Here is a 21,092-nt window from a genome sequence, read left to right on the forward strand (position 1 = left end):
AAACTAATCTTCCTGCTGCACACAATCCACGTAATACACTGCTTTACCATCGATAATTTGTTTTACCAGGCCGTGGTTATCCGTCTCAAACCCTGGGAATTTCTCATTGAATTCACGTGCGAACCTGAGGTAGTTCACAATGACCTTGTTAAAACGTTCTCCCGGGATCAGCAAAGGAATGCCGGGCGGGTAGGGTGTTAACAATACCGCTGTCACGCGGCCTTCAAGATCATCAATCGCGACACGTTCAATCTTACGGTGCGCCATTTTTGAAAACGCATCCGTCGGTTTCATCGCGGGCACCATGTCGGATAGATACATTTCAGTGGTCAGACGTGCCACATCATTGGCTTTGTATACTTCGTGAATCTGGGTAGATAAATCTTTCAGACCAATCCGTTCATAGCGCGGATGTTTCTGTACAAACTCTGGCAATACTTTCCACAATGGCTGGTTTTTATCGTAATCGTCTTTGAACTGTTGCAAAGCGGCAACCATGGTGTTCCAGCGGCCTTTGGTGATGCCAATGGTGAACATGATAAAGAACGAGTACAGACCTGTTTTTTCGACAATGACGCCGTGTTCAGCCAAATACTTGGTCACAATCGCGGCTGGAATGCCAAACTCTTCAGAGAAATCACCGTCCACATCGAGGCCGGGGGTGATGATGGTGGCCTTGATCGGGTCGAGCATGTTAAAGCCTTCAGCTAAGTTGCCGAAGCCATGCCAGCGTTCGTTGGCTTTGAGCATCCATGCGTCGCGCTCTTCTAAGCCATCTTCAGATAAATCTGTTGGCCCCCAAACCTTAAACCACCAATCCGTGCCCCATTCTTCGTCAACCTTGCGCATCGCACGGCGGAAATCCAGCGCTTCTTTCAGTGACTCTTCAACCAGCGCAGTGCCGCCAGGCGCCTCCATCATGGCCGCAGCGACATCGCAACTCGCAATAATTGAATATTGCGGGCTGGTGGAGGTATGCATCAGATACGCCTCGTTAAACAAGTCTCTATCAAGGTGATTGTCTTGCGCGTCTTGCACCAGAATTTGCGATGCCTGACTCAAGCCCGCCAGCAGTTTGTGCGTGGATTGGGTAGAAAACACCATGGATTCTTTGCAGCGCGGACGGTCTGCGCCAATCGCATGATAATCGCCGTAAAAATCATGGAAAGTGGCATGCGGCAGCCAAGCCTCATCAAAGTGCAAGGTGTCAATCTTGCCGTCGAGCATTTCTTTGATTTCTTCTACGTTATACAACACCCCATCATAGGTCGATTGCGTGATGGTGAGTACACGTGGTTTTGCGTTTTTGTCGGTCGCGAACGGATTGCGTTCGATTTTCTTCTGAATGTTTTCCCAAGCGAATTCGCTCTTTGGAATCGGACCGATAATGCCAAAGTGATTGCGTGTTGGCATCAAAAATACCGGAATCGCGCCAGTCATAATAATAGAGTGCAGCACAGACTTGTGACAGTTGCGGTCAACCACCACGATGTCTCCGGGAGCGACTGTCGAGTTCCAGACGATTTTGTTAGAGGTCGACGTGCCATTGGTGACAAAATATAAATGATCGCAATTGTAGATCCGCGCTGCATTGCGCTCGGAAGCCGCCACCGGGCCGGTGTGGTCAAGTAATTGACCTAGCTCGTCCACTGCATTACAAACGTCGGCACGCAGCATATTTTCACCAAAAAACTGGTGAAACATCTGGCCCACAGGGGATTTCAGAAAAGCGACCCCGCCCGAGTGTCCCGGGCAATGCCAAGAGTAAGAGCCGTCCGCAGCATAATGCGTGAGTGCTTTAAAAAATGGCGGGGGCAGACTATCGAGATAGGCTTTCGATTCGCGGATGATCAAGCGCGCCACAAACTCCGGCGTATCCTCGTTCATGTGGATGAAGCCGTGCAATTCGCGCAGCACATCGTTGGGGATGTGACGGCTGGTGCGGGTCTCGCCATGCAAAAAGATTGGAATTTCTTCGTTTCGGTAGCGTATTTCTGCTACAAAGTTACGCAGTTGTTCGATGGCCTCGGGCTTTTCTTCGACGATTTCTTCATCATCAATGGACAAGATAAATGCCGAGGCTCGACTTTGCTGCTGTGCAAACGACGTCAGGTCACCATAGCTGGTGACGCCAAGCACTTCAACGCCTTCCTCCTCGATGGCTTTGGCCAATACACGGATACCGAGGCCGGAAGAGTTTTCGGAACGGAAATCTTCGTCAATAATGACGACAGGAAATCTAAATTTCATTCAATGAATCCTTAACTTGTCACTGAAACGTATAACTCAAAGTGCAAAGGCACTGAGTAAGCCTTGCTATTACTCTGTGCCTTTGAAGTGGATGGTGGGCTGCTCAACGACGGGCTTATATTTTGGGTAAAGTCACACCAACTTGGCCTTGATACTTGCCGCCGCGGTCTTTATAGCTGGTTTCACAGACTTCATCAGATTCAAAAAACAGCACTTGCGCACAGCCTTCACCGGCATAAATTTTGGCCGGTAGCGGCGTGGTGTTACTGAACTCTAGTGTGACATAGCCTTCCCACTCAGGTTCAAATGGGGTGACATTCACGATAATGCCGCAACGGGCATAGGTCGACTTGCCCAAGCAAATGGTCAAGACTGAGCGAGGAATGCGAAAATATTCTACGGTACGGGCCAATGCAAACGAGTTAGGCGGAATGACACAATAGCCTTTGCCTGAGACCTCGACGAACGATTGTGGGTCGAACTGCTTTGGATCCACAATGGTGCTGTTGATATTGGTAAAGACACGGAATTCGTCAGCACAGCGGATATCGTAACCATACGAAGAGGTGCCATAGGAAACGATTTTTTCGCCGTTGACTTCACGCACTAACGTCGGCGAAAACGGCTCAATCATGCCGTGTTGTTCAGCCATTCTGCGTATCCAATTGTCCGACTTAATGCTCATTACTTTATCCCGTCTTAGCGTTGCTTGTTGCGTGCAAGGTGGCTTGCAATAAAGAGAAAAAAGCGGAGCTTAAACTCCGCTTTTAATGAGTGCAAATGATAACAACAAATGCGATCAGTTTTGCAAATTTTTTATGAATTTTTGGCGATTGAATGCGCTCGGCGGCTTTTGCCGCCGCAAGGCATTATTTGTCGCCGCCCAACTCAATGCTGTAACGCCAGAATTGGTCTTCCGCTTCAAAAATGACTTTTGATTCGAGCGGATCACGGCTACCGGCAGGGTATTGATGCACTGGGCGTTTGTCCTCAGCCCAGGCTTTTACGACGGGGTCTACCAGACGCCATTGCGCCTCTGCTTCAGAGATATGCAGATAGTTGGAGTTATCACCTTGCATCAAGTTGAGCAACAAGGCTTCATAGGCATCCACAGAATCATCGCTTTCCCAACGGTTGGCAGCATCTAATTGAATGGTACGTGTTTGAATATCCAACCCTGGAATCTTTGACTGCACTTCAAGTTTGATACATTCGCGTGGCTGAATACCGATAATTAGCCAGTTCTGATCCTGATCGTTGATCTGCAAAGGTGCTTTTTTGAAGCGAATCGAAATACGTGTATCCGCCTCGTGCAAGCGTTTGGCCGTGCGGATGTAGAACGGCACCCCTTTCCAGCGTGGATTGTCGATAAACAATTTCAAGGCTGCATAGGTTTCAACCACGCTGTCTTTGTTGCCCAGCTCGTCAAGATAACCGGGCACTTGCTCACCGTTGATGTTGCCGGCGGCGTATTGTGCGCGGAAAGCATGTTTCTCAAGCTCACTCACTGGAATAGGGCGAATTTCTTCGAGCAGCTTGATTTTCGCATCGCGTACACCTTCTGGCGTCAGGTCTTTTGGTTGCTCCATGGCTGTAAGTGCCAACGTTTGCAGAATGTGGCTCTGCAACATGTCACGCAGGGCACCCGTGCTGTCATAAAATTGTGTACGGTCACCCACGCCGAGCATTTCGGTGTTAGTGATTTGCACATGATCGATGTACTGGTTGTTCCAGATAGGCTCGAGCACGGTGTTGGTAAAGCGTTGCAACAAGATGTTTTGCAGTGCAGATTTGCCCAGATAGTGATCGATACGGTAGATCTGGCTTTCTTTGAGGTGCTTGGTGATGGCAGCCTGCAATGTTTTGGCGGATGGCAGGTCGGTGCCAAATGGCTTCTCGATCACCACACGGCGCCAGTATTTATCTTCTTGTGTTAGGCCAACATTGGCCAAGGATTCGACCACTGGTGCGAAATCCACCGGACGGACTGACAAAAAGTAGGCCAGATTTTGTGGGAAAACGCTTTCGTCACTGAGCGTTGCTTTCAGTTTGCTGAAGGCATCCGGATCCGTTGGTGGGTTGGCATGGTAGAAGTTACGCGCGATAAAACGCTCGAACACTGCTTGGTCATAGCCTTTTTTAAATTTGGTATCCAGCATGCTTTTGATGTCTGCACGCCAAGCGTCCAAGTCAACAATCTGACGACCAACGCCGATAATTTTCAGGTCATCTGGTAGACGGCCCAATAGGTCTAACCTGAATAAACCGGGATACAGTTTTACGCGGGCCAAGTTGCCGCTAGCGCCAAACAACACCAGTGTGCATGGATCAATTTTATTCGTCATTTCTAACCTTAAGATAAAAATGTAAACGGGAAAGGGCAGGCCTTTCCCATATATTTAACAATCAACAGCTAACAGCAAAAAAGCCTCCCACCAGGAGAGGCTTGTATGCTTATTTAGATGACTTCACTGCGTGACCGCCGAATGCATTACGCATCAACGACAACAGCTTATAGCTATAGCCTTTAGAGTCTTGGCTTCTGAAGCGGGCTTGCAGTGCCACTGTCAATACCGGTGCCGCGACGCCTTGCTCAACAGCTTCAACCACTGTCCAACGGCCTTCGCCAGAATCAGCCACGTACGGAGCAATGGCTTCGAGTTTTTGATCGTCTTTTAATGCTTCAGCGGTCAAGTCCAACAACCAGCTGCGCACAACTGAACCATGGCGCCACAATTCAGTGATCTGCGCCAAATCAAGGTTGAAATCTTCTTTGCCCTTGATCAGGTCTAAGCCTTCAGCAAAAGCTTGCATCATGCCGTATTCGATACCGTTATGGATCATTTTGGTGAAGTGACCTGAGCCCACTGGACCCACGTGCGCCCAACCGCGATCCGCGTGCGTTAATGCTTGTGCATAAGGTGCTAATACGTCTGCGAATTGTTTGTCGCCACCGTACATCAAGCAATAGCCGTTATCTAAGCCCCATACGCCACCAGACGTACCACAGTCAATAAAGCCGATGCCATGTTCAGCTAACATGGCGCCGCGACGCTGACTGTGTTTGTAGTTTGAGTTGCCGCCATCGACGATGATGTCGCCTTTGTTCAGCAGTGGGATTAAGTCTTTGATTTGATTTTCGGTGATTTCGCCAGCAGGCAACATCAACCAGACAATTTTTTGGCCTTCGAGTTTGCTCACTGCATCAGCCACTGAGGTGGCTGCTTCCATGCCTTCGTCTTTGACCAATTTGTTGACGAATTCGGTATTGAAGTCAAAACCAACCACGTTAATTTTGTGACGCAGCAAACGTGCAGCCATGTTGCCGCCCATTTTGCCCAAGCCAATCATTGCTAATTTCATTCGGATTTTCCTATGGTGTGAGGATAGTTTAAGAGACACCCATCTTTTGGATGGCATGAACCCGATCAGTGCTTCGGATAATTTTGCAGAATTATCATGTCGAGTCAGCTATAATTATAACAAATGCAGTCGCGTACTAAAAGGCTGCACACGCTTTTTGTATCGTTTTTTACAGGTTTTCTATGTCTTTGAATGCACAAACCCGTTGGCACACGTTCCAATCTCAAGAAGAAATTAACCAAGCAGCACTCCACAGAATACTTGCCGCGGCAGATGCAGCAATCGCTAAATATGGCAATTTTCTTATTGTTTTAGCCGGTGGCAGTACCCCTAAAGCCGTATATCAGTTGCTTGCCAAAGCCGATGCTGACTGGGCAAACTGGCATGTGTATCACAATGATGATCGCTGCCTCCCCGTCGACCATGTGGAGCGCAACAGCAAAATGGCCCGTGATGCATGGTTGAGCCATGTGGCGATTCCTGAGCACCAAATTCACGATATCCCAGCTGAGCTCGGCAATGTGGATGGCGCAAAAGCCTATGCACAAACGTTAGCCGGCGTCCGCACCTTTGACCTAGTCATTCTAGGCCTCGGCGAAGACGGCCACACGGCGAGCCTGTTTCCCGGCCATGTAGTGAATAATACGGCTGACGCAGTGCCCGTGTATCACTCACCTAAGCCACCCGCGGATCGTATCACCATTAGCCAAGATCGCCTTAACAACACGCACGAGGTGATGTTTTTGGTGACTGGCGCAGGCAAGCAAGAAGCGGTCGATCAATGGCGCGCTGGCGTTGCCATCCCGGCGACCCTCATTCAACCGCCACAAGGCGTTGATGTGTATTGTTTCGGGGTACAGTTAGCTTAACGTGTTTAATCAAATGCAATATTAAAAAAAGCGCCTGCGGGCGCTTTTTTTATAGTTTTTTTAGTCAGAAAAAGTTTTTAGTGGCATGATTTTTTTGGTAGTGAGCCAATGACGGGTTGTCATGGCAGCGCTTACGATTGCACTTTTCGCAGAGCGTTATTTTTATTTCAACCTGTCAAAGTTCTAAACTGCCGCTTTTAAGAGGCAGTTTCTTATCCTGCATATGCCTAGGTGTATCAAGTATTTTTAATCACAATATTGGGGAATTTGGCACTGTGATCGAGACTGGCAATCGCGATTTTGCTGGCAGCTTTGCGCGCTATTTGCTTGTAGCTATTCGCCACTGCACTATCCGGGGCTGCGACGACCGTGGGTTCGCCACTATCGGCTTGCATGCGGATGTTTATATCCAGCGGCAAACTACCCAGTAGATCGATTTTATAGTCGCTGGCCATCAATGCGCCGCCGCCTTCACCAAATATATGCTCTTCATGACCACAGTTAGAACAAATGTGTGTGCTCATGTTTTCGACGATGCCCAGAATGGGTATGCCGACTTTTTCAAACATTTTTAATCCCTTGCGGGCGTCAAGCAGCGCAATATCCTGCGGTGTGGTCACAATAATGGCGCCGGTGACAGGGATTTTTTGCGCCAGTGTGAGTTGGATATCGCCTGTGCCAGGGGGCAAATCGATCACCAAATAATCTAAGTCTTGCCAGCGTGTATCGCGCAGTAGTTGTTCAAGCGCACCTGTCACCATGGGCCCCCGCCAGACCATTGGGGTGTCGGTATCCACTAAAAAACCAATACTCATGGCTTGAATGCCGTGCGCGCGCATGGGCTCTATGCTTTTACCATCTGCACTATCCGGGCGGCCAGAGATGCCCAGCATCTGCGGTTGACTGGGACCGTAAATATCGGCATCCAACAGGCCGACGCTTGCGCCCTCAGCCGCCAAGGCCAGCGCCAGATTGACGGAGGTTGTCGATTTGCCCACGCCGCCTTTGCCAGAGGCCACGGCAATCACATTTTTGACGTTCGGCAGCAAGTTGACCCCACGCTGCACGCTATGGGCTACGATACGGCTACCAACGTTGACGGTGATTTCGTCGATGCCTGCGATGCTCTGCAGGGCATCGGTGACTTGCTGGCGGATCGCGTCCAACTGGGTTTTTGCCGGATAACCCAACACTACGTCCAAGCTCACATGGTTGCCATCGATCTGGATGTTTTTAATGGATTTTGCACTGACAAAGTCTTTGCCGGTGTTAGGGTCTATGCACAATGTTAAGGTGCTTTGAATCATTAATTCGCTGATTGCCATGCTGAGTGTTCCTGCCGTAATGCCTGACTAAATGAATCAGGTATTCTAACGCATCGCACAAGGTTCGTCATGCGGTCTGTGTGGGCATAAAAATCTTAAGGTTATTCTGTCACGCTTGTCAGTTTGTTGTAAGGTGAGTAGGTGCGCGGGTAAGTCAAATGTAAGCTGCCGTGGTTAATGTGATCCCCATGGTCAGCGTCATCTCGACGCAGGCCCTAATCCAACGTTTTATCAGGAGAACTCGCATGCAAAAAATGTTATTAGTTGTTTTATTTACCTTGGGTTTTTCACAAATTGCCAGTGCAGACAACTTACTGCAGGCAGCCGCCCAGGACGGTCACTTTAATATCTTTTTAAAGGCAGTGAATGTAGCCGGGTTGACGGAGACTTTAAACGGTAGTGGCCCGATGACGCTGTTTGTGCCGAGCGATGAGGCCTTTGCTAAACTCCCAAAAGCGAAACTCAACGCGCTGCTGACTAATCCAGTACAGCTCAAAAAAGTGCTTTCTTATCATATTTATCCGGGCAAAATTACGCAGGCGGATGTCAGTGCAGGCAAGGTTAAATCCTTGGAGGGTGCCGATCTGCAGCTGTCTGTCACCGATGGTGTCAAGGTGAACAAAGTAAAAGTCCTCGGCGATGAAATCAATGCGGATAACGGTGTGATTCACACCATGAGTGCCGTTTTGATGCCTAGTCATCAATAGCAAATATGGCCCCATTTGAAAGTGGCCTCGCCTACATTAAGCTTGGCTGCTTTTTCGGCGACCGCTTTGAACATGGCGTTGCCTGTATTTGGTATGAGGGCCTCTGCATAAAGAATTGGTTGAAACAGCGAGGGATTTGCTAAAATAGCTGCTTTTATCTTGGTCCTGTTTTCATGACACGCAAACTACTGGTGACGTCCGCCTTGCCATATGCCAACGGCAGCATTCATTTGGGGCATCTGGTTGAGTATATTCAAACCGATATTTGGGTGCGTTTTCAGAAAATGCAGGGGCATAGCGTGCATTATGTGTGTGCCGACGATACGCACGGGACGCCGATTATGTTGCGTGCCGAAAAAGAAGGCATCACACCGGAGGCGCTGATTGAGAAAGTGCATGCAGAGCATAGCCAAGACTTTGCCGAATTTCTGGTGCAGTTTGATAACTATTATTCGACGAATTCAGAAGAAAACCGTGAATTGGCTTCAGGCATTTATAAAGCCCTCAAAGCCAATGGCAAAATCGCCAGCAAAACCATTGAGCAATATTTTGACCCAGTCAAAAGCATGTTTTTGCCAGATCGATTTATCAAAGGCGAGTGCCCTAAATGTCATGCTAAAGATCAATACGGTGATAACTGTGAGGTCTGCGGTGCCACTTATAGCCCTACCGACTTAATCAATCCTTTCTCAGCGGTGTCTGGCGCCACGCCAGTGCGTAAAGAAACCGAACACTACTTTTTTAAGTTGAGCGAGTGCGCGGACTTTTTACGCGACTGGACCCGCTCGGGTACTTTGCAGGCGGAAGCCGCCAACAAAATGACGGAGTGGGTGGGTGAAGTTGGCGAGAACAAGTTGTCAGACTGGGATATTTCGCGTGACGCACCATATTTCGGCTTTGAAATCCCTGACGCACCGGGCAAATATTTTTATGTCTGGCTGGATGCGCCGATTGGTTATATGGCCAGTTTTAAAAATCTGTGTAGCCGATCTGGCATTGACTTTGACGAGTATTGGAAAAAGGATTCTTCTACCGAGTTGTATCACTTTATCGGTAAGGATATTTTGTATTTTCATGCCTTGTTCTGGCCAGCGACCCTCGAATATGCGGGTTATCGCACGCCGACCAAAGTATTTGCGCATGGCTTTTTAACCGTGAACGGTGAAAAAATGTCAAAGTCGCGCGGCACCTTTATCACGGCGCGCAGTTATCTCGATCATGTGAAAAATCCGGAGTATTTGCGCTATTACTATGCGGCTAAATTAAATGGCAGCATGGAGGATATCGACCTCAACCTCGAAGACTTCGTGGCGCGCGTCAACAGCGATTTGGTAGGCAAATATATCAATATTGCCAGCCGCACGGCAGGTTTTATTGCCAAAAAGTTCGATCATCACATCATTGCGGTTGAGCATGCGGTGATTAATGAAATGCGTGCTGCCGCGCCGGCCATTGCCGAGGCATATGCCGCGCGCGACTTTGCGCGGGCGTTGCGCGAGATCATGAAGCTGACGGATGCTGCGAACGCGTATGTGGCAGAAGCTGCGCCTTGGGTGGTTGCCAAGGATGACAGTCAAGCCAGCCATTTGCATATTATTTGCAGTACAGCACTTGAGATGTTCCGTTTGTTGACGATATATCTCAAACCAGTGTTGCCAAACATTGCGCAAGCGGTGGAGACGTTTTTGAATACGTCCCCGTTGCAATGGGCGGACGTGGCGCACGGACTGGGCTCGCAAACCATACAACCTTACAGTCATATGGTTACCCGGCTCGAAGCTAAGCAGATTGAATTTATGGTTGAGGCCAATAAAGATAGCTTGCAAGCCGCAGCGCCGACCGCTGTTGTAGCGAAAGTTGCCGCTAGCACAGAAACCAACATGGCAGAGGACGGGGCTTATCTCTCGATTGAGGATTTTGCCAAAGTTGATTTGCGCATTGCATATATTGTTAGTGCTGAGCATGTGGAAGGCGCCGAAAAGCTGCTCAAACTGCTGCTTGATATTGGCGAAGAAAAACCGCGTCAAGTATTTGCCGGCATTAAGTCTGCCTATGATCCTGCGACCTTGGTAGGGCGCTTGACGGTGATGGTGGCAAACCTGGCGCCGCGCAAAATGAAGTTCGGCATGAGTGAGGGCATGGTGTTGGCAGCGAGCGATACGCGTGGCGGACCATACATTTTGTCACCAGACAGTGGTGCACAGGCGGGTATGCGCGTTAAATAAGTCGTTGCATTGTGAAAGGCGTCAGCGGGCAGATGGCGGGCCGGCCGGCGCCATGTTTTTTTATTGTGATCAGTCAAAACTTTTCTGGCAAAGGCTGCTCAAAGCCTGTGATAGATGAAAAGTAATCACATTGTTTTATAGTATATTCAATCATATAATATAAAGTTGTATATTGTTTTGCGGATGATTCATCGCCCAATGGCAAAAACGTTAGCAGTGAGCAGTACGAACCCCTGGCAAGGACTGGATATCCAGTCCGAATGGGAGCGGTTTAGCCAACGCGATGCTTCTGCCAATGAGGTGTGGACCTCTCACGTATGGGTCGACAATATGCATTGTGCTGCATGCAGTGGCCGCATTGAGCAAGCCATTAAGCAACAAACCGGCGTGCTGGCCGTGCATGCGAGTGCCGCCTCCAAACGCGTCCGGGTTATCTGGGACGCGCAGCAAATTTCTCCCTCCAAATGGTTTGCCAATTTAAATGACATTGGCTATCCCGCGCTGCCGCTTAACGAATACAACGCAATCAGTGATAGAACCGTGCAGCAACGCAAAATGTTGTGGCGTCTGGTGGTGGCGGTATTCTGCATGATGCAGGTCATGATGTATGCCTATCCCACTTACCTTGCCAGCAGCAATGATATGGCGCCAGATATGGTGCAATTGATGAAGTGGGCTTCTTGGGTGCTGACGTTGCCAGTGATGCTGTTCTCGGCGACACCATTTTTGTCACAAGCTTGGGCAAGTGTGAAACAAGGCCAGTTGGGCATGGATGTGCCGGTATCGCTCGGCATTTTGGCGGCCTTTGTGATGAGCACCTTGGCCACGTTCGCCCCCGGCGGCTGGTGGGGAGATGTGGTTTATTATGATTCGTTGACGATGTTCGTCAGTTTCTTGTTGATAGGCCGTTGGCTGGATGTCAAATTGCGTAACCGCACGGCGGGTGCGCTGGAAAACATGATGCGTCGCTTGCCGCATGCTGTTCTCAAAAAAAATGTAGCCGGTGAATGGGTACAAATTGCTGCAAGTAATATCAATGCAGGCGATGTGCTGTACATCCGCCCGGGTGAAGTGTTTGCAGCCGATGGTCTAGTGTTGTTTGGCAGCACTAGCGTCGATGAATCTATGTTGACCGGTGAGTCTGAGCCTGTTGTTAAGTCTGTAGGGGCAAAAGTCATCGCTGGTTCTGGTAACTTGACCTCTGCGATTGAAATGCAAGTACAGCAGGTGGGAGAAGGTACGCAGTATCACGCATTGGTCAATCTAATGGCCTCCGCCTCGACCGAGAAACCTGGCATTGCTTTGCTTGCCGATAAAGTCGCGCAGCCATTTTTGTGGGGCGTATTATTGGCAGCGATGTTTGCGGTGATTTTTTGGTGGACCACGGATCCGGTCAAAGCCATCATGTCAGCTGTTGCGGTGTTGGTGGTAACTTGTCCTTGTGCGCTGTCCTTGGCGACGCCTGCGGCCATGTTAGCCAGTGCCGGCACCTTCGCTAAAGGCGGTATTTTGATTCGTCGTTTACAAGCGATTCAATCCATCAGTGAAATTGACACCATTGTGTTTGATAAAACAGGCACCTTAACCGAGAGCCTGCAACAGGTGGCACTGGCCGAAACGCACCCTGATTGGGATCGTCAATGGTTGTTGGATGTTATCGCAAGTATGAGTCGGGATTCGTTGCATCCAGTGGCGCAAGCCTTGCATGGTTTTGCCTTAAACCTAGACGCTCAAGACACCTTAGCCACGCAGGACTGGCAAGAAATTGTCGGTGGTGGTATGTCTGCAACCATCGTCACAAAAGCAGGCGAGTCATTGCATGTAACATTAGGGAATGCGGCATTCTGCGGTATCACCAATGAATCCGATACTGAAGCGCTGCGGCAAGTGTATGTCACTAGCGGTGCAACTTTGCTTGCGCGTCTGAGTTTGTCTGAGCAAGTCAAGCCGCACGCCAAGGCAGCTATTTCACAATTAATTTCGAACGGGCTTGATATTCAGCTGTTATCTGGTGATAGAATAGCGCCCGTTAAAAACCTCGCTGCACAGTTGGGCATCCAACGTGCATACGGGTTACAAAAAGCAGAAGAAAAGCTGCAGCATGTTAAGTTGCTGCAACAACAGGGGCGGAAAGTATTAATGGTTGGTGATGGTTTGAATGACGGCCCTGTCATTGCAGCAGCACATACTTCTATTGCAATGGGTTCCGGCGTCCCTTTGACGCAGGCGCAGGCCGATATGGTGGTGTTGGGTAATGATATCGGTGTGTTGGTTTCGCTCATTTCGCATTGTAAAAAAACCATCCTCATCGTAAAACAAAATTTGTTATGGGCGGCGTTGTATAACGCGGCCGGTGTGCCATTAGCGATTATGGGCTTGTTGCCTGCATGGTTGGCCGGCTTAGGCATGGCCGCCAGCTCGTTATTGGTGTTGCTAAATGCATTACGTTTGACCGACTGGCATCAGTCGGACTGGCAGAAAGGTCAGGCATAGCGTTATGGAGATTGCATTTTTATTGATCCCGCTAGCAGTGTTGCTGGTGTTTGTGATTCTGGGTGGCCTTTGGTGGGCGATCCAAACCGGGCAGTTTGAAGACCTGGAGGAAGAAGGTTCCAGAATTCTCGAACAGGATTGATATGTGTCAAATCAGAATTGTGACAACTCTGGGATGATCGGGTTGAACAACTAGAAATTTTTTAGTGTTGGGTGTTTGTTTTAATCATTGGGAGAAATCCATGCAAAATGCAACCGTGAAGGCTGCGACCTACAACGATACCGTGGTCCGCCAGTTCGCAATCATGGCAGTGGTCTGGGGTGTTGTTGGTACATTGATGGGCGTGATCATTGCGTCTCAGCTGGTGTGGCCAGAGCTTAACCTAGGCTTGCCATTTACTTCTTTTGGCCGTTTACGACCATTACATACCAATGCGGTGATTTTCGCATTTGGTGGCTGTGCTTTATTTGCTACATCGTACTACGTGGTGCAACGAACCTGTCAAACGCGCTTGTTCAGTGACAAACTGGCTAGCTTTACCTTTTGGGGTTGGCAAGCAGTGATTATCGCTGCTGCGATCTCCTTGCCAATGGGTTATACCCAAGGTAAAGAGTACGGCGAGCTTGAGTGGCCGATTGATATCCTGATTGCAATCGTGTGGATTTCATACGCGGTTGTGTTCTTCGGTACGATTGGTATTCGTAAGGTCAAGCACATCTACGTCGCTAACTGGTTTTACGGCGCATTCATCCTGGCTGTCGCCTTGCTGCACATTGTTGAGAGTGCTGCTATTCCAGCTGGCTGGTTCAAGTCTTACTCAGCCTATGCCGGTGTGCAAGATGCGATGGTGCAGTGGTGGTATGGTCACAACGCGGTAGGTTTCTTCTTAACAGCCGGTTTCTTGGGCATGATGTATTACTTTGTGCCGAAACAAGCTGAGCGCCCAGTGTATTCATACAGCCTGTCTATCGTGCACTTCTGGGCACTGATTTTTACCTATATGTGGGCGGGTCCGCACCACCTGCACTACACGGCGTTGCCTGACTGGACGCAATCCTTGGGTATGGTGTTGTCACTGATTCTGTTCGCACCTAGCTGGGGCGGTATGATCAACGGCATCATGACTTTATCTGGCGCATGGCACAAACTGCGTACCGATCCTATCTTGCGTTTCCTGATTGTTTCATTGTCTTTCTACGGTATGAGTACCTTCGAAGGTCCAATGATGGCCATCAAAACAGTCAACGCTTTGTCACACTACACTGACTGGACCGTTGGCCACGTGCACTCTGGTGCATTGGGTTGGGTAGGCTTCATCTCTATCGGTTCTCTGTATTTCTTGATCCCACGCTTATTTGGTCAAAAACAAATGTACAGCGTGAAAGCGATTGAAGTGCATTTCTGGATGGCAACCATTGGGGTGGTGCTCTACATTGCCGCATTGTGGATCTCTGGCGTGATGGAAGGCCTCATGTGGCGTGCAGTGAACGCAGACGGTACATTGGCTTACACCTTCGTTGAGAGCGTAAAAGCCAAGTTCCCATACTACTTCACACGTGCTTTGGGTGGTTTCCTCTACATGAGCGGTCTGGTCATCATGTTGTGGAATACATATAAAACAGCAACGAACGGCAAAGCGGTTTCGGTAGAAGTACCGGCTGTGGTTGCTCACGCTTAAGGAACTTACGATGGCATCGCATCAAAACAATAGTGGCAATCTGCACGAAAAGATTGAAACCAACAGCTTTTTGCTGATTGTGCTGACCTTCATCACGATCTCATTTGGTGGTTTGGTTGAAATCGTACCTTTGTTTTTCCAAAAGTCGCTGACTGAACCGATACGTGGTTTAGAGCCATACACGGCTTTGCAATTGGCTGGGCGTGATATTTATCTGCGTGAAGGTTGCTACAACTGCCACTCGCAGATGATTCGTCCGTTCCACGCTGAAACATTGCGTTATGGTCACTACTCTGTGGCGGGTGAATATGTGTACGATCACCCGTTCCAGTGGGGTTCTAAGCGTACGGGCCCAGACCTGCATCGCGTAGGCGGCAAATACAGTGATGATTGGCATCGTGTGCACCTGCACAATCCGCGTGATGTCGTACCAGAGTCCATCATGCCAGCCTACCCATGGTTGGAAGAAAACCTGGTAAACGATAAAACCATCGGTGATCACATGGCTGCGCTGCGTAAAGTTGGCGTGCCATACACGGATGCGCAGATCAAAGCCGCAGGCGATGAAATCAAAGGCAAAACCGAGCAAGATGCATTGATTTCGTACTTGCAAGTCTTGGGTACACACCTGAAATAAGGAGACGCGCCATGGATATCAATCTATTACGTATATTGTTTACAGTACTCAGCTTTGTCTTGTTTATGGCAATTATGGTTTGGGCATGGCGCAATCGCAACTCCGCGCAATTTAAGGACGCGCAGAATCTGCCGTTCGACCAAGATGAATAACAGCGCGGAAAGCTTAAGGAAAATATCATGAATGATTTTGTAAGTGGATTTTGGCCGATCTGGATTTCGACCATTACCTTAGGGGGAATCGCTTTTTGCGTGGGCTTGCTGATTTTTGCAAGTCGCGTCAAAGTAACGCTCGATAGCGACAACACTAACGGTCACGAGTGGGACGGCATCAAGGAAATGAATAATCCACTGCCGATGTGGTGGGTGGGATTATTTATTATCACGGTTATTTTTGGCTTGGCTTATTTGTATTTGTTCCCAGGTTTGGGTACCTATGACGGTAAATTTGGTTGGTCAGAGGTGAAGCAGTATGAAGCCGAAGTCGCCAAAAATAATGAGAAAATTGCGCCTCTGTACGCCAAGTATGCGGCTTTATCAGTGGAAGAAGTCGCCAAGATCCCTGAAGCACGTGACATTGGCAAACGTATTTTCTTAAACAACTGTGCCGCTTGTCATGGGTCAGATGCCAAGGGCAGCCGTGGTTTCCCTAACCTGACAGACAGTGACTGGTTATACGGTGGCGCACCTGATACGATCAAGGTCACCATTAACAATGGTCGTAACGGCATTATGCCTCCGATGGCTGCGGCCATCGGTTCAGAAGAAGATGTCAAAAACGTTGCCAACTATGTGTTAAGCCTGTCTGGCAGTATTCATGACTCTGGTCGTGCCAATGCCGGTAAAGAGAAGTTCGCAGTGTGTGCGGCTTGCCACGGCGCTGAAGGTAAAGGTAACCAGTTGATTGGTGCGCCTAATTTGTCAGACAACATTTGGCTACATGGTCAAGGTGAAGCAGCCATTATCAAACGCGTGCACGAAGGCAAAAATAACGTCATGCCTGCATGGAAAGAAAAATTCAGCCAGGAGCAGATCCATTTGCTGACCGCTTATGTTTGGGGTCTTTCCAACAAGTAAGCGAATGCAGATCAATACATGAGCGATATTAAAGTAAACGCTGTGAACAAAACCACCATCCCTGAACAGGAGGTGGTTTTGTCACTTTATAAGTCCGCGGATAAGATCTATGCACGCAGTGTATCGGGTGTGTTTGATCGGTGGCGTTGGGTCATGGTATGGGCGACACAATTATTCTTCTATGGCGTGCCATGGTTGGAGTGGGGCGGTCGGCAGGCGATGTTGTTTGACCTCGAAGCCAAGCGCTTTTATATCTTCGGTCTGGTGTTTCATCCGCAGGATTTAATTTACCTGTCTTTCCTGCTCATTGTATCGGCCTTGTCTCTGTTTCTATTTACCGCGGTTGCTGGTCGATTGTGGTGTGGGTTTACTTGTCCACAAACGGTCTACACTGAGATTTTTATGTGGATCGAAAACAAGATCGAAGGGGATCGGATTGCGCGCATGCGTTTGGACGATAGCAAGTGGAACTTGAATAAAGTGACGCGAAAATCGCTCAAACAGGTGGCATGGATTACTTTTGGTTTGTGGACCGGGGTGACATTTGTCGGCTACTTCACCCCGATTCGCGAATTGGTGCCCAACATGATTGAATGGCAGTTGGGTGGTTGGGAAACGTTCTGGATTTGCTTCTACGGCTTTGCCACCTATGGCAATGCAGGCTATATGCGTGAGCAAGTTTGCAAGTACATGTGCCCCTACGCGCGTTTTCAGAGTGCGATGTTTGATGACGATACGATGATTGTCACCTACGACGAAGCGCGCGGTGAACCGCGTGGTGCGCGCTCTAAAAAGGTTGCTGAAAATGCCAATGGGCTGGGCAGTTGTATCGATTGCAGTATCTGCGTGCAGGTGTGTCCAACCGGCATTGATATTCGCAATGGCTTGCAATACGAATGTATTGGTTGTGGGGCCTGTATTGATGCCTGTGATGATGTGATGGATAAAATGGGTTATGCCAAAGGATTGATTAAATATTCGACCCAAAACGGCATGACCAATCGCTGGTCTCGCCAGCAAATGCTGCGCCGTTTAATGCGCCCACGCGTGCTAATCTACACCGCGATACTAGTGACTTTGACGGTAGGCATGGTGGTGAGTTTGTACTTTAAGCCAGACTTTAGGCTGGATGTGTTGCGCGACCGAGGCGTATTGGCGCGCTTTACTGACGAGGGAAACATTGAAAACGTTTATACGCTCAAACTTGAAAATGATACCGAAATCGTCCGAGATTTCGACCTGAAAATCAGTGGCTTACCTGCATTGGTCATGCATCTGGCGGATGGCAACACGCAAGACTTTAAATCATTACAACCGTTTGAGAAACGAAATGTGGTTCTTGAGCTCCAATTACCAGATGGCGCTGTTCGAACAGGTTCACACAAAATTCTTTTCGAGATGACAGATCAACAATCTAAGGAAACGGTGAAAGAAAAATCTGTCTTTATCGTTCCTAGCAATTAATGGAGTATGCCGGTGACACAGAGCAGTACTTATTTGAAAAATAGCGCACTTGCAGTCGATCAAGCCAAATGGTTTAAAAACCCTTATGTCTGGTTGATTATTGGCGGCCCGGCGTTGGTGGTTGTGGCCTCGTTTATTACTTTATATCTGGCGATCACCCATCCTGATCCTCCGATTGACGATTACTATCGCAAAGGCATCGAAATTAATAAAACGCTCGATGCACAGGGCCAAGAAGCGCAAAGCGAAGCCATGGCGCCCGCGATTCAAGCGCGTAATCACGCCCAAACTGGATTAAAGCCTGCAGAAGAATAATCTTTTTGTGTAAACCGATACGCACGCCATGCACGCAAAGACCTTGCGTGCATGGCGTTTGCGCCTCGTGGCTCAGTAGCGCTAGCGGTGTTTTGGATGTTCTGCTTTGACTCTGGCTGGCTGGCTCGCGATGCGATAAAGCAGTGCAGGTGATGGCAATGATTGGGATGGTGTTTGAATGGTGGTCGGGCTGCCTTACGCGCGGGGGGCCATACTGCGAAGAGCTAACGCCGTTTTCGTGTGCAGGCGAGTCTTGTTAGCGCTTCAAACAGCTTGTGCAAGCGTACTGATTGGCACTAAAAACGCACTTACAAAAAACTAACAAGTGCTGGCGTTAAAGATGGTTTGCAGTTTTTCGTGATCCAAAATTCGGATGTTTTTTTGTTTCACTTCAATAATGCCTTCGTCACTAAACTTAGAAAAGGTACGGCTCACGGTTTCGAGTTTCATACCAAGATAGCTGCCGATCTCCTCCCGCGTCATGCGCAAGATCAGCTCACTTTTTGAGTATCCTCTGGCATGCAAGCGTTGCAACAAATTGAGCAGAAACGCAGCCAACCGTTCCTCCGCCCGCATATTCGCCAGCAACATCATCACCCCATTTTCACGCACGATTTCACGGCTCATGATTTTATGAACATGGCGTTGGAGTACGGGGATTTCTCGAGAAAGATCCTCAACATGATTGAACGGCATCACGCAAACCTCGGCGTCCTCTAGGGCAATGGCATTACAATTGTGATGGTCAGAGACAATGCCATCTAATCCCATAATTTCGCCCGCCATCTGAAAGCCGGTCACTTGTTCGCGACCATCTTCTGACACGACGCAGGTTTTGAAAAAACCGGTTCGAATCGCGTACAACGTGGTGAAAGGGTCGCCACTGCTAAATAGATGACCACCTTGTTTGACTTTTTTACGTGTGGCAACAATGCCATCCAGTCGATTCATCTCTGCTGTGCTCAAGCCAATCGGTAAACAAAGCTCTCGCAGATTGCAATTCGAGCAGGCAACTTTAAAGCTAGATTCTGCTGGTACTTGCATTTCGGCGGTCCTTGGCGGTCGTTGAACGTCCATCTGATTATACGCTTCTTGCAAGGCAATATCATTGGCTCCAATATGATTCAGCATGTGGTTCTGTCTTCTTCCCTTTATATTGCGCACATTATGCCTGTGAGCCCATTCAGGGCATTTGATGTGTGTCAAATAGACGGGGATTACTTTATGGCAAAGTAGCTGCTATTAACTCTCGGGACAGTGCGTCCCCGTTGTGCTGACAGGAGCGAATTTGCTAGATACCATGAAACAACCGCTGATGATTACACAGGCGCACATCGAACGCTATGATGTTTCCGGGCCGCGCTATACCTCTTACCCAACCGCTGATCGCTTTGTAGAAGCCTTCGATGCCGCGGCTTATCTCAAAGCGTCTGAGCAACGTAACATCAGTCACTGGGCGCAACCGTTATCCGTGTATGTGCACATCCCATTTTGCGCGTCACTGTGTTTTTATTGTGCCTGCAATAAAATTGTGACCAAGCGCTACGAACAAAGCGAGATTTACCTAAACTATCTGCAGCGAGAGTTGGCTTTGCACTTGGATCAATTTGCGCAAGCGCAAGTGGTGAATCAGTTGCATTTGGGTGGTGGTACACCCACCTTTCTCAGCGATGATGCGTTAACCCGTTTGATTGACATGCTCAAGCAAGCCTTTGTATTTAGCAAAGAGGGCGAGTACGCCATTGAAATTGACCCCCGCACCGTCGATGAGCAGCGCTTGCAGCATTTGCGTCAGCTTGGTTTTAACCGTTTGAGTTTCGGCGTACAAGACTTTGATGCCGCTGTGCAACAAGCAGTGCACAGAGTGCAGCCTTTTGCCCAGGTCGACACATTGATGCAGCAAGCGCGTGTGATGGGCTTTCAGTCGATCAATGTGGACCTGATTTATGGCTTGCCGAAACAAACACCGCAAACGTTTCGTGAGACGATCAGTCAGGTCATCACCTTGCGTCCAGATCGTATTGCGCTGTATGGCTATGCACATCTGCCTTCGCGTTTTAAACCGCAGCGGCGTATATTGCAGGAGGATTTACCTAACGCAGTCGACAAAATTCAAATGTTGTCAGAAGCCATCCAGCAATTGATACAAGCGGGCTATGTTTACATCGGCATGGACCATTTTGCGTTACCCGAGGACACCCTTGCGATAGCAAAGCAGCAGGGTAGATTACACCGAAATTTTCAGGGTTATAGCACCATGGCCGACCAAGATATTTTGGCCTTGGGAGTATCAGCCATCGGCAAAATGGGCGCCAGCTACAGTCAGAATGCGAAGACCCTCGAAGAGTATTACGATTTTATTGATCAAGGCCAATTGCCAATTGTGCGGGGGCTTGCACTGAGTCGAGATGATTTGATTCGGCGTGCCGTCATCATGGCGATTATGTGTCATGGAGAGCTCAGCTATGAGTCGATTGAGCTTTCTTATATGATTCAATTCAATACCTATTTTCAAACCGAGCTGCAACAGTTGGTGGATAAAGCAACGCAGGGCTTGGTGGTCTTAGAAGAAGATGGTTTAAAAGTGACCGACATGGGTTGGTACTTTGTGCGAGCCATTGCCATGGTGTTTGACCGTTATTTGCAGCACGATGCCAATCGTGCAAGGTTTTCCAAAATCCTTTAAACT

Annotated in this window: 18 protein-coding genes; 12 read left to right on the forward strand and 6 right to left on the reverse strand. The window is 48.8% G+C overall.

Annotation, left to right across the window (positions count from 1 at the left end; genetic code table 11):
• Window positions 1–3 precede the first annotated feature (3 nt).
• The 4 genes from FIT99_RS04845 to gnd all read right to left on the reverse strand — a co-directional run bounded on the left by FIT99_RS04845 (window position 4) and on the right by gnd (window position 5,613).
• Window positions 4–2,250: an arginine/lysine/ornithine decarboxylase gene (locus tag FIT99_RS04845; RefSeq protein WP_140003258.1), complete on the reverse strand. Its 2,247-nt coding sequence runs from the start codon at window positions 2,248–2,250 to the stop codon at window positions 4–6.
• Between the two features lie 115 nt (window positions 2,251–2,365).
• Window positions 2,366–2,935, reverse strand: a complete 570-nt coding sequence (gene dcd / locus FIT99_RS04850) for a dCTP deaminase (protein ID WP_140003259.1) — start codon at window positions 2,933–2,935, stop codon at window positions 2,366–2,368.
• A gap of 184 nt (window positions 2,936–3,119) precedes the next feature.
• Entirely contained in the window at window positions 3,120–4,595 is a 1,476-nt protein-coding gene (gene zwf, locus FIT99_RS04855; RefSeq protein WP_140003260.1) for a glucose-6-phosphate dehydrogenase, read from the reverse strand.
• 109 nt (window positions 4,596–4,704) lie between these two features.
• Window positions 4,705–5,613 (reverse strand): phosphogluconate dehydrogenase (NAD(+)-dependent, decarboxylating), encoded by a 909-nt coding sequence (gene gnd, locus FIT99_RS04860; RefSeq protein ID WP_140003261.1) that lies wholly within the window; start codon window positions 5,611–5,613, stop codon window positions 4,705–4,707.
• Window positions 5,614–5,795: 182 nt separating this feature from the next.
• On the opposite strand from gnd, the gene pgl reads away from it, so the two are divergent.
• Complete coding sequence (gene pgl, locus FIT99_RS04865; RefSeq protein ID WP_140003262.1) at window positions 5,796–6,482, forward strand: 6-phosphogluconolactonase; 687 nt, start codon at window positions 5,796–5,798, stop codon at window positions 6,480–6,482.
• A 236-nt stretch (window positions 6,483–6,718) separates the two neighbouring features.
• Here pgl and apbC read toward each other — a convergent pair whose 3' ends face one another.
• On the reverse strand, window positions 6,719–7,807 hold the full coding sequence (apbC, locus tag FIT99_RS04870) for an iron-sulfur cluster carrier protein ApbC (protein ID WP_140003263.1): 1,089 nt from the start codon (window positions 7,805–7,807) through the stop codon (window positions 6,719–6,721).
• Window positions 7,808–8,052: 245 nt separating this feature from the next.
• On the opposite strand from apbC, the gene FIT99_RS04875 reads away from it, so the two are divergent.
• From FIT99_RS04875 to FIT99_RS04920, 10 genes are all read left to right on the forward strand, one after another.
• Window positions 8,053–8,514, forward strand: coding sequence for a fasciclin domain-containing protein (locus tag FIT99_RS04875; RefSeq protein WP_140003264.1), 462 nt, complete (start codon window positions 8,053–8,055; stop codon window positions 8,512–8,514).
• A gap of 173 nt (window positions 8,515–8,687) precedes the next feature.
• Window positions 8,688–10,739: a methionine--tRNA ligase gene (gene metG, locus FIT99_RS04880; RefSeq protein ID WP_140003265.1), complete on the forward strand. Its 2,052-nt coding sequence runs from the start codon at window positions 8,688–8,690 to the stop codon at window positions 10,737–10,739.
• Window positions 10,740–10,937: 198 nt separating this feature from the next.
• The gene (locus tag FIT99_RS04885) at window positions 10,938–13,232 is read left to right on the forward strand and encodes a heavy metal translocating P-type ATPase (protein WP_140003266.1); all 2,295 of its coding nucleotides are present in this window, start codon (window positions 10,938–10,940) and stop codon (window positions 13,230–13,232) included.
• A 4-nt stretch (window positions 13,233–13,236) separates the two neighbouring features.
• A complete protein-coding gene (gene ccoS, locus FIT99_RS04890; RefSeq protein ID WP_019881964.1) occupies window positions 13,237–13,374 on the forward strand; it encodes a cbb3-type cytochrome oxidase assembly protein CcoS in 138 nt (45 codons plus the stop codon).
• A gap of 100 nt (window positions 13,375–13,474) precedes the next feature.
• Window positions 13,475–14,911 carry a cytochrome-c oxidase, cbb3-type subunit I gene (gene ccoN / locus FIT99_RS04895; protein ID WP_140003267.1) on the forward strand — a complete coding sequence of 479 codons (1,437 nt, stop codon included), beginning with the start codon at window positions 13,475–13,477 and terminating at the stop codon, window positions 14,909–14,911.
• Window positions 14,912–14,921: 10 nt separating this feature from the next.
• On the forward strand, window positions 14,922–15,548 hold the full coding sequence (gene ccoO, locus FIT99_RS04900; protein WP_140003268.1) for a cytochrome-c oxidase, cbb3-type subunit II: 627 nt from the start codon (window positions 14,922–14,924) through the stop codon (window positions 15,546–15,548).
• An 11-nt stretch (window positions 15,549–15,559) separates the two neighbouring features.
• On the forward strand, window positions 15,560–15,700 hold the full coding sequence (locus FIT99_RS04905; RefSeq protein ID WP_140003269.1) for a cbb3-type cytochrome oxidase subunit 3: 141 nt from the start codon (window positions 15,560–15,562) through the stop codon (window positions 15,698–15,700).
• 27 nt (window positions 15,701–15,727) lie between these two features.
• Entirely contained in the window at window positions 15,728–16,624 is an 897-nt protein-coding gene (gene ccoP / locus FIT99_RS04910) for a cytochrome-c oxidase, cbb3-type subunit III (RefSeq protein ID WP_140003270.1), read from the forward strand.
• A gap of 18 nt (window positions 16,625–16,642) precedes the next feature.
• Complete coding sequence (ccoG, locus tag FIT99_RS04915) at window positions 16,643–18,088, forward strand: cytochrome c oxidase accessory protein CcoG (protein ID WP_140003271.1); 1,446 nt, start codon at window positions 16,643–16,645, stop codon at window positions 18,086–18,088.
• A gap of 6 nt (window positions 18,089–18,094) precedes the next feature.
• Window positions 18,095–18,403, forward strand: a complete 309-nt coding sequence (locus FIT99_RS04920) for a FixH family protein (protein WP_140003272.1) — start codon at window positions 18,095–18,097, stop codon at window positions 18,401–18,403.
• A gap of 318 nt (window positions 18,404–18,721) precedes the next feature.
• On the opposite strand, the gene fnr is transcribed toward FIT99_RS04920, so the two are convergent.
• On the reverse strand, window positions 18,722–19,447 hold the full coding sequence (gene fnr / locus FIT99_RS04925; protein ID WP_396652224.1) for a fumarate/nitrate reduction transcriptional regulator Fnr: 726 nt from the start codon (window positions 19,445–19,447) through the stop codon (window positions 18,722–18,724).
• A gap of 256 nt (window positions 19,448–19,703) precedes the next feature.
• Between fnr and hemN the strand changes: the two genes are divergently transcribed.
• Window positions 19,704–21,089, forward strand: coding sequence for an oxygen-independent coproporphyrinogen III oxidase (gene hemN / locus FIT99_RS04930; protein WP_140004647.1), 1,386 nt, complete (start codon window positions 19,704–19,706; stop codon window positions 21,087–21,089).
• The last annotated feature ends 3 nt before the right edge of the window (window positions 21,090–21,092 follow it).

It is taken from the genome of Methylophilus medardicus (assembly GCF_006363955.1).
GTDB lineage: Bacteria > Pseudomonadota > Gammaproteobacteria > Burkholderiales > Methylophilaceae > Methylophilus > Methylophilus medardensis.

What these genes read in the sequence shown, in the direction of transcription:
- ccoG (WP_140003271.1), top strand. Translation starts at nt 16,643, where the DNA reads ATGAGCGATATTAAAGTAAACGCTGTGAACAAAACCACCATCCCTGAA.
- ccoO (WP_140003268.1), top strand. Translation starts at nt 14,922, where the DNA reads ATGGCATCGCATCAAAACAATAGTGGCAATCTGCACGAAAAGATTGAA.
- FIT99_RS04845 (WP_140003258.1), bottom strand. Translation starts at nt 2,250, where the DNA reads ATGAAATTTAGATTTCCTGTCGTCATTATTGACGAAGATTTCCGTTCC.
- ccoP (WP_140003270.1), top strand. Translation starts at nt 15,728, where the DNA reads ATGAATGATTTTGTAAGTGGATTTTGGCCGATCTGGATTTCGACCATT.
- FIT99_RS04920 (WP_140003272.1), top strand. Translation starts at nt 18,095, where the DNA reads ATGCCGGTGACACAGAGCAGTACTTATTTGAAAAATAGCGCACTTGCA.
- apbC (WP_140003263.1), bottom strand. Translation starts at nt 7,807, where the DNA reads ATGGCAATCAGCGAATTAATGATTCAAAGCACCTTAACATTGTGCATA.
- FIT99_RS04885 (WP_140003266.1), top strand. Translation starts at nt 10,938, where the DNA reads ATGGCAAAAACGTTAGCAGTGAGCAGTACGAACCCCTGGCAAGGACTG.
- FIT99_RS04875 (WP_140003264.1), top strand. Translation starts at nt 8,053, where the DNA reads ATGCAAAAAATGTTATTAGTTGTTTTATTTACCTTGGGTTTTTCACAA.
- zwf (WP_140003260.1), bottom strand. Translation starts at nt 4,595, where the DNA reads ATGACGAATAAAATTGATCCATGCACACTGGTGTTGTTTGGCGCTAGC.
- pgl (WP_140003262.1), top strand. Translation starts at nt 5,796, where the DNA reads ATGTCTTTGAATGCACAAACCCGTTGGCACACGTTCCAATCTCAAGAA.
- ccoS (WP_019881964.1), top strand. Translation starts at nt 13,237, where the DNA reads ATGGAGATTGCATTTTTATTGATCCCGCTAGCAGTGTTGCTGGTGTTT.
- fnr (WP_396652224.1), bottom strand. Translation starts at nt 19,447, where the DNA reads ATGCAAGTACCAGCAGAATCTAGCTTTAAAGTTGCCTGCTCGAATTGC.
- dcd (WP_140003259.1), bottom strand. Translation starts at nt 2,935, where the DNA reads ATGAGCATTAAGTCGGACAATTGGATACGCAGAATGGCTGAACAACAC.
- FIT99_RS04905 (WP_140003269.1), top strand. Translation starts at nt 15,560, where the DNA reads ATGGATATCAATCTATTACGTATATTGTTTACAGTACTCAGCTTTGTC.
- ccoN (WP_140003267.1), top strand. Translation starts at nt 13,475, where the DNA reads ATGCAAAATGCAACCGTGAAGGCTGCGACCTACAACGATACCGTGGTC.
- gnd (WP_140003261.1), bottom strand. Translation starts at nt 5,613, where the DNA reads ATGAAATTAGCAATGATTGGCTTGGGCAAAATGGGCGGCAACATGGCT.
- hemN (WP_140004647.1), top strand. Translation starts at nt 19,704, where the DNA reads ATGAAACAACCGCTGATGATTACACAGGCGCACATCGAACGCTATGAT.
- metG (WP_140003265.1), top strand. Translation starts at nt 8,688, where the DNA reads ATGACACGCAAACTACTGGTGACGTCCGCCTTGCCATATGCCAACGGC.